The 12696-nt window shown below is 53.6% G+C and carries 8 protein-coding genes; all 8 read left to right on the top strand.

Going from position 1 to position 12696, the window contains the following annotated elements; all coding sequences use genetic code 11:
- Positions 1-243 precede the first annotated feature (243 nt).
- The 8 genes from pilM (at position 244) to WCS52_18110 (ending at position 12627) form a co-directional block, all read left to right on the top strand.
- A complete protein-coding gene (gene pilM / locus WCS52_18075) occupies positions 244-1263 on the top strand; it encodes a pilus assembly protein PilM (GenBank protein ID MEI6169092.1) in 1020 nt (339 codons plus the stop codon).
- A gap of 3 nt (positions 1264-1266) precedes the next feature.
- Positions 1267-1872, top strand: coding sequence for a hypothetical protein (locus WCS52_18080; protein ID MEI6169093.1), 606 nt, complete (start codon positions 1267-1269; stop codon positions 1870-1872).
- Entirely contained in the window at positions 1869-2483 is a 615-nt protein-coding gene (locus WCS52_18085) for a hypothetical protein (protein MEI6169094.1), read from the top strand. Before WCS52_18080 ends, WCS52_18085 begins: the two co-directional genes overlap by 4 nt.
- Complete coding sequence (locus WCS52_18090) at positions 2480-2980, top strand: hypothetical protein (protein ID MEI6169095.1); 501 nt, start codon at positions 2480-2482, stop codon at positions 2978-2980. The genes WCS52_18085 and WCS52_18090 overlap by 4 nt, the downstream gene beginning before the upstream one ends.
- A gap of 87 nt (positions 2981-3067) precedes the next feature.
- A complete protein-coding gene (locus WCS52_18095) occupies positions 3068-3718 on the top strand; it encodes a hypothetical protein (protein MEI6169096.1) in 651 nt (216 codons plus the stop codon).
- Between the two features lie 50 nt (positions 3719-3768).
- Entirely contained in the window at positions 3769-9789 is a 6021-nt protein-coding gene (locus WCS52_18100; protein MEI6169097.1) for a LamG-like jellyroll fold domain-containing protein, read from the top strand.
- A gap of 16 nt (positions 9790-9805) precedes the next feature.
- On the top strand, positions 9806-11782 hold the full coding sequence (locus tag WCS52_18105) for a secretin N-terminal domain-containing protein (protein MEI6169098.1): 1977 nt from the start codon (positions 9806-9808) through the stop codon (positions 11780-11782).
- Between the two features lie 83 nt (positions 11783-11865).
- Positions 11866-12627 (top strand): HesA/MoeB/ThiF family protein, encoded by a 762-nt coding sequence (locus tag WCS52_18110; protein MEI6169099.1) that lies wholly within the window; start codon positions 11866-11868, stop codon positions 12625-12627.
- Positions 12628-12696: the final 69 nt, after the last annotated feature.

The raw sequence follows: 12696 nt of genomic DNA on the forward strand, positions 1-12696 counted from the left end.
CAGGGCTGCGCCCCTTCTTTGGTGTTTTTGTTTTTGCTTTCATCCCACGGTTAGGGAAGCAAAAAAACGTAAACTTGTCCAGTACAAAGTCATCCCTCTGCCGTTCAAGTGCTTATGAAGTCAAATTGATAGACCCTGGGATGATTAGTGGTTTAACTATGCTTGCGGAGGAGGTGATGTTCTGCTTTTATTATGGAGTCAAATCGAAAAGTACAATATTCGCGGCAGGCAGGTTTTTCCGGTATGAAAAAACTAACCGATATCACAACTGTTTTTCGGCGAAACTATTCTGACGTATTAGGCCTCGACATCGGGACGTCTGGCACCAAGGCGGTGCGAGTAAAACTGATCCATGGGGTGCCCACCGTAACGGCGGTGGATATTCTTCCCGCGATTGACCGACCTGAATCGGAGGAAGTGCCGATTGTGCCTTACCCTATTCCTAAATCCCTGAGAGCTCGCTATGTGGCCATGGCGGTTTCCACAGGGGGCGGAATTGTTAAATTACTGACGTTTCCGGTACATTCGGGGAAGTCAAATAATGAACATGTTCTTGAGCTAATGGGACTGAGTGATGATGTGGGGTATCGACTGGGGTACGAAACCATTTTTGAAAATCGAAGTGAGGTACGGGCGTTGGCATCGGCACTTCCTGATACCGTTGCCCGCAGACTGTGTCAGTCATTCCCCATCGGAATCCCTGCCCCGTGTTCACTCGAATTATCAGGATTAGCCAGTCTTACGGCGTTTAGTCGCGTGTGCGGCAAAGATAATGCAGAGGAGTGCAGTGTGCTGGTTGATTTCGGAGCGGAGGGGACCCTGGTTGCGTTTTTAAACAAGAACATACTGGTTCTTGTCCGCAAATTCGACTTTGGGGCTTGGCATATTTTAAAAAAGTTACAGAATAGTTTAGGGGTCGAGCAGGATGTGGCGATGGGGATATTGACGGATGGTTCCTTTGATGTGACCAAAGTGGTGCATCAGGCCATGGAGCCTTTTTTACAGCAATTGACCATTTCGTGGGATTTTGTTGAGCGTCGCGAGAATACCCATATTGGAAAATTGTATGTGTGTGGAGGCGGGGTGGGAATGCGCCTATGGTCGCAAGAGTTGGAGACCGCGACCGGCTTGGCTCCAGCCAAATGGGATCCATTTGAGGGTTTGGTGGTTCAGCCCGGAGCGATTCCTGACGGTTTCAAGGGCCAGGAGCCACGGTTTTCGGCCGCAGTGGGAGCGGCACTATCCATGATGAAGATCGGCTGACCGATGCATATTAATTTAATCTATAAAGACGAGCAGCGCAGTGCCAGTCCAGTCTCTTTTGGGCTCATGATGCGTGTTGCGATCGGTGCGGTTTTGTTCCTCGCTGTATTTGGGGTCGTGATGTTTACGGTTGGATATAGCTCGATTAAGCATCAGGTAAATGCCCTCGACAATGAATGGAAATATGCGGATCCGAAGTATAAGGCGGCCATTCAAGTGCGAAAAGAACTCTCGGAGCGGGCCGATACGTTGAAGGCGCTGCAGGGGTGGCGTGAGGCCCGTATTGCCTGGGGCGGGCAGTTAGAATCCCTTGGGAGTATAGTCCCGGCGGTGATTCAGTTAACGGAGATTAGAATAACTCACGCAGTGTTGTTGGTATCCAACAATACCCCGACCCGTGTGTTTGAAGCCAAGTTTTCCGGCCGGGCGTCCGCCGATCGATCGGAGGTCAATGTGGTCGAGTTCCTCAATGGATTCAAAGAGAAGCCATTCAATCAGTTTGTGGAGTCAGCGATCCTGCCTCCGGGCGCATTCCGACAGGACCCTGTGATTAAAAGTGATCGGATTTTTGAAGTTGTTTGCAAATATTATCCAAGGCTGATCGAATGAAGCTTCCCCAGTCAAAAAAAGATCGCATGGTGGTTTTCGTCCTGAGCGGCGTTGTGGCGATCGTTATTCTCTTTGGTGTCATTCAGTGGGGATTATTCCCTTTGCTGGACGCAAAGAGGGAGCTTGAAGTCAGGCTTGTTGAGTTACAGGATAAGCTGAAAAAAGCGAGGCGGGAACTCGATTATGCCCCTGGGATACAAAAGGATTATGATGACGTCACCGCGCAGGTTGAGAGGATAAAAAAAGAGAATATTTTCCGGCCGATTTTAGGTTCCTATCTGGTTGGGGTAAGCGAACAAATCGAGTCAGTCGCCCGTGCGACTGGGGTCCGGATTGAGTCGACCCGCGAAATTGGAGTGATCGATATTCCGCTAAAATCCAAGAATTCCCCTTTGAAATCCTTCAAATTATTTACGGTTCAGGTCAGCGCTTACGGCTCCTATCAGGCGATTACTCACTTCCTGTTGCAAATGGAGGCGCGTAACGCTTTTTTTGGCGTCACCGACATGACCATCGGGGGGCAATCAGATAATCCAGAAGAGCAGCGACTGGTGGTTCAAGTGGAATGGCCTATCGAAAAAGCAACTCCTTCAGAAGGGGGGGGGAGATGAACCGGCTTTCTTTCGTGGTCCTATGCGGGCTAATCATGGGATGGCTGTTACTGATCCCCCGGGGCGACGCGCAGGCCACGACGGCTGAGGAGGGGGCTGTGGCCGGGGGGGTGGCCTTGCCAGAAACGACCGGCGACTCACTTGACGGCGCGAAACCGCGAGATCCCTTTTGGCCTGTAGGATACGCGCCTAAGAAGGTTCAAAAAACCACAGGGAAGAACCCGGGAAAAACCTCACTGACGGAGCCGTCGGCGCCTGAATCGATGAGGGTTCCATTGTGGGAAGAGGCCAGGAAGAAGGTGGACATCCGGGGAATTAGTTTGGTCCATGATAAAGATTCCGGCGCTCCCAAGTTTTTGGCTCTTGTATCAGGGAGGGTGGTTGAGACGGGGAATGTGGTCTCAGTGAAGTATCTTGGACGGTTGTATCGCTGGCGCGTCGTTGGAATTAGCGAAGAGGGGGTCTCTTTTCAGAAATTGGACGTCAGAGGCGAGTGATCAAGAAGGTGGATAGGCTGTTAGATTTAAATGGAGGGCGCTGCTCCGTCAGCGCCGGTGTGAGTGGTCATGCAAAAGGAGTGAAGTATGCAAAAAATCAAATATTGGCTTAGTGCCGTGATGGTTGCCTTATTAGCGCTCGTGATCCCGATGGGCTGTGATGATGGCGGAAGCGGGGATAATGGCGAGCTGGACGCTTACTTTGCGAGTCACCCGTATGTGTCCGCTCCCCGGGATGGAGGCCCGGTCGTTGTAACGTTGACTCCGTCCTCGGCGACCCTGAGCACAGTGGGGGAGAAGGCCTCCTTCAGCATGAGCGGTGGGACCGCGCCTTATTCCTGGGATGTGTCCGATTCCTCCAAGGGGGCGATATCTGCCAGTGGCGGCCAGGGGGTTTATACGGTTACCGCTGTGGGAAAAAATGACATCATTGCCTACGACCGCAATGGCAATGCGGCCATCGCCAAGATTTCGGGATCAGGCGATTCAGCCGTTTCGCCCTTGACCGCCAGTGCATCGCCAAGCACCCTGCTTCAATACGAAAATCAAGCGGTATTGACCGTTTCCGGAGGGGTGGCTCCGTACAAGTGGTTTGTGGTTGATCTTAGTAAGGGGGCGCTGATCAATGGTTCTACAGGGAGTTCAGTCCTCTATCAGCGTGCTGACCCGGGGGATAGCGGAGTAACCGTTACCGACAGTGCGGGGACCGCCTTTAGTTTGGTAATCAAGCAGCCCTAAATGCTCCCGTTGTTTGGACGGCAGGCGGTGATGGCCTGAAGGAGGAAATCATGTGCGATAATACCAATATGGGACATTACAGGCTGCGGAAGTGGCTAGCCTTCGGGCTGGTCCTGTTGATGTGGCTGGCATGGGTCGGCTCCACCTTCGCCCAAGGCATTTCCGGGACCATTAATAATGTCTCAACATGGAAAAATCTGGCGCCTCCTTTCGGCTTGGGGCCGCCGCCCGGGGATGGCTCTGGTTCGGGACAGATCGCGATTAGCGTTATGTCTGCAGACGCCACCGTGGCGAGCTTGATTATCACGAACGGGGTGTTGCCGCTTGGGGGTCTGTACGCTTACAGCTTTCCAGGTCCCTTTCCTCCGGATGTGGCTTATACCGTCGTGGCCTGGGTTGATGGTGACTCCAACGGGGTATATGACTTCGGGGAACCTAAAGGGGTGGCGAGTGTGACCTTTTTGTTGGGCGCTTCAGTGGTTGGCAAGCGGGTGAACATTACGGATGACTTTGATAAGGATGGCCTCCCTGACTGGTGGGAGACCCACTGGTTTTATAATGAAGTTGATCCGCTCGCCTTCACAGGGGCGAATGATCCGGATGGGGATGGCCTTTCAAACCTGGAAGAGTATCAACTCTCTGTGACGGGGACGAATGGCGTTTTCCCGCTCGCCCTGCTGAGTCCCGCCAACTGGGATTCGGATGGGGACAAGATGGATGATGGCTGGGAATGCCGCTATTTCGATCCGATCTTACTGACCGGCATGAATGCCACGGTGTCTAACGCTCCTTCAAGTGATTTTGACGGGGATGGTTTGTCGGATTGGCAGGAGTATTGTGGGGTGGATGGCTATCCGAGAATGGTGTTTGATCAGTTCGTCGACTCGATTAAACGAGGAAAGATGAATCCGCAGGCCCTCGTATCGGATGATCTTAATCCCATCGATGTTGATACTGATTTCGATATGTTGCTCGATAGTTTTGAAGCGGCCTGGTATGACCCGGCCAACAGGATCGATCCCCGTGCCGGGACGCTGGCGGCGGTGCCTGCGTTAGGCGTGGCCATTGACACAACTATTGCGCAGGAAGATTCCGATCGGGATGGTCTCAGTAATTTCCGGGAACAGTGTTTATTGGCGGCCCTCCATCAATCATCCACAAACGGGTGGCTGTGGAATTGGAGCGGGCGAGTCCCCTTTGCCTTTCACCCTTATACCTTCCAAGGGAAAACGTATCGGCTTTGCACCATGGTGACATGCGGCGGACAGGCTTTAAATTTGGGGCTGGCCATGAATCTGACCATTCCCGATTCCATCAATCGAGCCTCATTGAGAGCTCATGAATGGACCGATCCCACGGAGGGAACTGGGTATGCATATACCGATGAGGTCTTGCCCCCGGGGCACGATACCGATAACGACGGGCTTCCTGATGGCTGGGAGGTCCAGTTTGGTCTTGATCCTCGCAATGACGGGTTTGATGGCTCTTGGACTGATGGCCCCTTTGGTGATCCTGACAATGATGGTTTGATGAATATTGATGAATTTTTCGGGCAGGATGGCAACCGCTCCGCTTCCTTCCCTTACATCAATGGGACCGGAGATGAAACCAATCCGAACTTGTATCATTGGCGCGTGGATAGCACCTATCAGTGGCGATGGATCAATACCAACGTAACCGCAACCACGGCCTCTTCGGAACGGGAAATCGGCGACCCGCGGAACGGGACGGGGATCAGCCGCCGGGAGACCCTTGGAAGCGCATGGCCTTCGACTAACGTGCTGGCCAGTTCTGATGTGGATATCGGTTACGATTCCGATGATGACGGGATTCCTGATGCGATTGAGGTCAGCCCAACCAATTCCGTTTTGCCGTCGAGTCCGGTGGATTCCTGCGATCCGTTTATTCCGAGATCCGCTTTAATCATAAGTCAAAACGGGATTGCCATCCCTGATCCGGAACCTGAAACTTCAGCCATTTCCGCAGGCTGGCGGCCGGACTTACAACGACGTGATTGGACGTTGGAGTGTCAGGTGAAATTGCTGGCGACCAATCTGACGGGGAACCTGTTTAACTTCCAGACGGGAAGAGGGACAAAATTGTGTACCGTCTATCGACTTTCCCTGTCTAATAACGCTCCGGTTCTCGTATCGGATAATTCCTCATATAATCCAGTGATGGTTTCCGCCAATCCATTACCCACCAATCGGTGGGTTCATTTGGCAGCGGTGTGGGATCATCAGAATAATAATTTAGGCCTGTACGTTGACGGGGTGTTGTCAATGTCGCCCTTGCAGCTGACTGAATCCTTCTCTGTTTATATGCAGTCCGCGTCCAACCGGTTGACGTTGGCGGAATCACCCAATGGGTCGTTCGTCAATAAGTTGCTTCTTGATGAGGTGAGGATCTGGGGACTGGCCCGAACATCTGCGCAGATCGCTGAATATGCGCACAAACTGGTTCCGCCCGTGAATGGCGACGATGTGTGGATCCATCAAACGGACTCCGACACCATTCTTGTGAACGGGGGCGGTATTTTTGAGCGCGAACCGGGGGTTCCTCTGACTAACGTGTATACGAGAACTGGCAGTTATTGGCTCGATAACGGTGACGGACAATACGATGCCACCAGGGATGTCCTTCTCGTGAATGGCTCGAATGTGTTTTCAGGGATGAGTGGCGCCAAGGTGGATCAGGTCTACTGGAATGACAAAGACCATAGCGGCGATTTCACGCGGAATAGTTTGCTGGCTTACTACCGGTTTGATGATGGCGGGAGTTCGGCTGAGGATTTTGCCCGGCACGCAAAGAGTGGGTTGTTACGTGCTACGACCGAGGATTACCGTTTCGGCGATAGAGGGTATGCATTACCTACAAATTCATTTTTGTTTGTGACCAATGATCCTGCAATAGTCTATGGGGTGGACAAACGCGGGGCCGATGATTCTGATTCCGATGGCCTGCCGGATGCCTGGGAACTGATACATGGGCTGGATCCTTGGGATGATGGCACCCGGGGCGAATCTTCCCCTGGGGCGAAGGATGGCATAAATGGAGCCAAGGGGGATCCTGATAAGGATGGTTTGGTTAATATTTATGAATTCTGGGCCGGCACTAATCCCCGATTTGCTGATTCTGACGCGGACGGTGTACTGGATAGCCAGGAAGATCGGGATGGCGATGGGGTCGTTAATATCATCGAACAACTGCAGGGGAGTCGGCCGGATATTGTGGATACCGATGATGACGGCTTTGCTGATAATGAAGAGCAGAGTGCAGGAACCAGTCCCATCAATGCGGTGGATCCTGCCACGAATTCACTGGCCGTGGTGTTTGCCGGGAGTAGCGGGGATTATTTGGAGATTCCCGTAAACATCAACCAGCGGATGCCGGAGTGGACCCTCGAGGCATGGGTCATGCCTTCCAATGTCACCGATGGAGCCGGGATCATTGTGCGTCGTGTTGTGGAAAACCTCGCGGGTGGAACCCAGGCGGTTAACTATGTGATGGGCCTTGAGCCCAATGGGACGGGCGGGCTCAGGATGTATGCCGGCTATATCTGGCCGGATGGCCGGCAGTATCTTGTCCGGGCAGGAACGGTGGCGCCAACGGTCTGGACTCATCTGGCCGCCAGTTACAACCGGTCGGGTGCGGCGCTGACGCTCTACACCAATGGCTTTGTGGCAGCCAGTACGAACACGTTTTACGATGGTCCCCCTATCAGTGGGCGGGGCGGGGAAACGTTCGTCAGGATCGGGGAGGACTTCGGGGGCGCCATTGACGAAGTCAGGCTCTGGAATAAGGTCAGGACAGGAGCCCAAATTCAAGCCAATACCAATCGTGTAATCTCGGCTTTGGATACGAACGGGTTGGTTGATTATTTCCGGTTTGATGACGGTCAGGCAAACACCAACCTGTTCCCGCTGAGCGAATTCAACCAGCCTGCCGGCTTTCAGGATTTCACCTACGAGAGCGACTGGAATGCACAATGGCGGCATGCGGCTGTCAAACACGGCAATGTGCTTACCCGTCTGGGGGCCATCATTTCGCCGCCTTCCCTCCGGGTGATGCTGCAGCCGGATGAGGCAATCGGGGGCGGGGCTCAATGGTCTTTGGATGGCGGCACCTGGCAGAATAGCGGGGTCAGTTTGCAGGGACTTGAGGCCGGGCCGCATACGGTGATGTTCAAGGAGGTGCCGGGGTGGACCACGCCGAACTCCCTGTCGCTCATTCTGACCAATGGCCGGGCGATCACGACCAATGGGCTCTATATTCAAAAATCAGCCCTTAAAATCTCTTTCAATAATGTGCCGATACCGCCTCTGGCGGCCTGGCGAGTCAACGACGGAGATTGGATGACTAATAACATGGTCATGTCCAACCTGGATGCCGGAGTTGTTAATGTTTCCTATCGTCCTGTTCCTGGATATGTTGAGCCGCCGTTGGTGCCGCCAATAATTTTGAATCCGGGAGAGACTCGTACCTATGTGACCGCTTACACCCTCATGACCGCCAGTATTTCTGCGATCATTACGCCCGCTGCGGCAACACTGGCAGGAGCCCGATGGCAGGTGGATGGGGGCACCGGGCAGGTAAGTGGTGCGGTGGTGGGCGGGTTGCCGATGGGGACTCATACGATTCAGTTCCTGCCTCTATCTCGCTGGATTACACCCTCCAACATTACGGTCACTCCTACCAATCAGGCACTGATGGTGGTTACGGGGCTCTATTCACAGGTAGCGGGTTTGGCTGTGGATTTGTTGCCAGCCGAAGCGGTTGCCACGGGAGCGCAATGGCGTGTCTCCGGCGGGGACTGGACGAATAGTGGCACATTGATTCCCTTGCCATTAGGCACTTATACCGTCGAATTCAAGCCGGTGAATGGGGGGTGGTTGGCTCCAGGAAGCCAGACCGCGATAGTGACAGATCAGCATGTGACTGAACTGCTCGGCACTTACTACCGGGCGGATGTTTTTGGAGGTACAGTCACAACAAATGCCGGTGATTTCTACCTGCCCCATGGATTGGATTCCGATCTCCTGCATCGCCTCTTTGTATCGGATACCTATAATGACCGCATTCAAATGTATGATGCGCTGAGCCAGCAGTGGACGGTTTGGGGCAAGTTTGGAACGGCCTTGGGGCAATTCAAAAAACCAAATGGTTTGGCGGTTGATAGACTTGGAAATCTCTTTGTGGCAGATCAAAGTAATCATCGTATTCAAAAACGTGTTGCCACGAACGGACAATGGGTTGCTATTGGGTCCAATACGCTTGTGTCGGGCTCTGCACTGGGGCAGTTTAACGGACCTGCTGATGTCGCTGTAGATTCCGCATTTACCCTCTATGTTGCCGATACGTGGAATCATCGTGTGCAAAAAATGACCACTTCAGGAGTATGGTCGGTGTTCGTCACAAACGGGCCAACAGACGGAAAAGTTCAATATCCTCAGGGATTGCATATAGATAGCGCAGATAATCTTTATGTTTCTGATGATGGAACGCAGACAAACGGGCTGAACCGGATTCAGAAATTCGCAAAAACGGGGCTATATCTTGGGCTGCTAGGTGGGCGGGATGCCAGCCAGGGAGGTTTGCAGGATCCTGGCGGCATGACGATAGGGAATGGCAACTTGTATGTGGCGAATAATTATGACAGCCGTGTCGCCTTTTCGGACATGACCTCAATGACTTGGACGAGTCTAGTGGGGAGTAATGTGCTTAGTCATCCGGGAGACGTTGAGTGGGATTCGCGGGGTTATCTTTACATTGCGGACACTTCCCACAATCGCATCCTGATGGTGCAGGTGGATCCGGCGGCCGCGACCAACGGGCTCACGCAACTAACGGCCATGACGTCATCGGGTACCAATACGAGTTTCACCCTGACCTGGTTCGCCCGGTTGAATTGGAATTATGCGGTGCAATACGCCGGCACGCTGTCGTCCAGTACGGTCTGGGCGAATCTGCCGGGCTATTCCGCCGTCATGGGCTTGGATATGATCACGAATTGCACTGACACCACGGTGCTGGGTGTTACAAACCGGTTTTACCGCATAATTGCGTATTAAGAGGAAAGGCTGAACTATGAAACGATTACTGTCATTTGTATGTATTACCCTGCTGTCCTGCGGGATAAGTTTAGGCGCCACATTCGGGCCGCAAGGCGTAGCCTCGACGCCTGATACCGAGTTTGTGACGCTTTCGGACATGGCTTCCATGCCGATTGCGGGGACGGCAGGAGATACCTTGGCCCCGGTTCAGCAGGCTGCGGTATTGCAGGAGACCGTCGTCTCCCCTCAGGGCGTCATCGTGGAGACGACGGGAGTAGCCCCGTCTTCCGGGGGAGTGACTAATAACCTGGTGACAGTCATTGCCACGGGTGCAGTTGACATCGTCGTACAGAAGGGTGGCGAGGTCTCCGTATCCAATGTCGTGACGTCTGCGGACACCTCAGCGGAGTTGATGCCGGTGGCGTCATTTACGGGCGTGTCTGAAAAACAGAACTTGATCTCGATTTCTCTGGATGATGTCCCCTTACAGGATGTGGTGCGTCTGTTTACCCGGATTTCAGGGGCCAATATTATTTCCTCGTCGACGAACCTTCAAGGTAAGGTAACGGTGAATTTGCAGGATGTGGAGTGGAAGCCCGCTTTGGACTCCATTCTGGACATGTACAGCCTGATGGTGTCCGAGAAAGTCCCGGGATCAGGAATCTACAGCGTCATGACCAAGGTCCCCGGCGCGGAACCCCTGATCGCCCAGCCGATCTTTCTCAATTACGCCCAGGTGTCAAATGTGGTTGTGGTGGTGCAGACCATGCTCGGTAAGGGCGGCTCGGTCTCGGCGTTTCCCAATGCCAATGCGTTCATTGTCCGGGCCACGGCCGCGGATCTGAGTTCCATCATCAAGGTGGTCACGGAAATTGATGTGCCGCGCCAGCAGGTTTACATTGAAACCAAAATCCTGGAGCTATCGGATGAAGCCATCAAGGATCTGGGGGTTAATTGGCAGGTCCTGGAAGGATACGGAATCGGAGCCGCCTCCCTGACCCGGACGCTTAATGACAGTGTGACCAAGGTGAACGGAAATAAGTCAGGCAGTGCTCAGACCGACTCCCGAAGCTCCTCGGATGTCCTTAATGGCAACAACAGTTCTGTCCAGGCGAATAGCACGGTGGGCGGGTTGTCCAGTACAGTGAGTGCCGGCGGGGGGCAACAGACGTCCGATTCCATTAAGAAAAGCATGGATTACACAAAGAATTTGACGAAAAACCGGGATCAGACCATTACCGATGTGCGGACAGCGGTGTTGAGCGCGGATGAATTTCGCGTGGTGTTGAGTGCGTTGCAGCAGATCAACGGGATCTCCATTGTGTCGAACCCGAAGATTATTGTGGCAAATGAGGAGACCGCGACGATCCATATCGGGCAGAATCAGCCCAATATCAAGGGAACCGTGACGGCGGGCCAGCAGGGGCAGGCGAATTCAACCACGTATGCCCTGGACACCATCAAGCCGTATTTCGAGTTCGGAATTTCGCTGGAGGTCACGCCGACGATCAATAACCAGAGCAACATTTCGGTACGGATTTCGCCCACGCTCAGCCGGTATGTCAAGGATCTGGATGCGCCGGATGGCACCAAGTATCCGATCGAGGCCACCAAGAAGATCAAGACGGTGTTCAGTTTGGAAAACGGCAAGACCGCGGCCATCGGCGGTCTGACGGAAACCACCGATCAGGATAATGTGATCAAGATCCCGTTACTGGGCGATATTCCCCTGATCGGGAAACTCCTGTTCACCCATACCCATAAGCAGCATTTGCAGACCGAGACGATTATCTTTGTCACGGTGGGTCTGGCCAATCCCCGCACCGTTCAAAGCGAGGAAGGCATGCCGGAAGAAACGTCGCTGAGCCAGGGACATCTTCTTAAATCGAAACAGGCCCGGGATCAGCGGAAGGCCGATGCCTTAAAGGCGGCGGAAAAAGAGAAGGCCGCGGCCTTGAAGGTGGCGAGCAAGGCGAAAAAAGATAGCGCCAAAAGTGAGCCAACCCCGTGATCGGATTCTCCCTCTCCCTTCAGGGGAGAGGGTGGGGGTGAGGGTGTGGATTGGTGCGAGGGAACAGCGAGAGTGATAACTGTATGGGTTTAACCACCGCTCAACACTCCCGCTATGCCCGGCATTTGACCCTTCCCCAGATCGGAGTTGAAGGACAACAAACACTTCTGGCTTCGAGTGTGTTGGTAATCGGGGCCGGCGGCCTGGGTTCGCCGGCGGCCTTGTATCTGGCGGCCGCAGGGGTAGGTAAACTCGGGTTGGTCGATTCCGACGTGGTTGACTTGAGCAATCTTCAGCGTCAAATCCTGCATTCAACCGCGGACCTCACCGTGCCGAAAGTGGAGTCCGCTGCCGGTAAAATAAACGCCTTGAATCCGGACGTATCGGTCATTCCCTATCGGGTCCGTTTTCAAGCTGAAAATGCGGGGGCACTGCTCAAGGAGTATCAGGTCATCCTGGACGCGACAGATAACTTTGACTCGAAATTTGTCATTGCGGAAGCCTGCCATGCCTATCAAAAGGCCTATATACATGCCGGGATCCTGGCGTTCCAGGGTCAGGTGATGACGGTGTTGCCGGGTCAATCGGCCTGCTACCGGTGCGTGTTCGGGGAGGCGCCGCCGCCGGCCGGTGTCCCTGCGGGGCCCCTGGGCCCTGTCCCCGGCGTGATCGGGGCCATCCAGGCCATGGAGGCCATCAAGTATCTCTTAAAGATGGGGGACCTTCTCACCAATCGCCTTCTGGTTTTCAATGCCCTCACCATGAAATTCCGTGAAGTCCCGCTCACCCGCAATCCGCACTGCTTCATATGTTCTGAAAAGAAAAAAGACTTCACCACTGATTGAAGAAATGGAAGAAATCAGTAGAAACGAATAATGTTGCGGCCATTGTGTTCGTGAGTACCCGAACACAAT

The sequence above is a fragment of the bacterium genome (assembly GCA_037128595.1).
GTDB lineage: Bacteria > Verrucomicrobiota > Kiritimatiellia > CAIKKV01 > CAITUY01 > JAABPW01.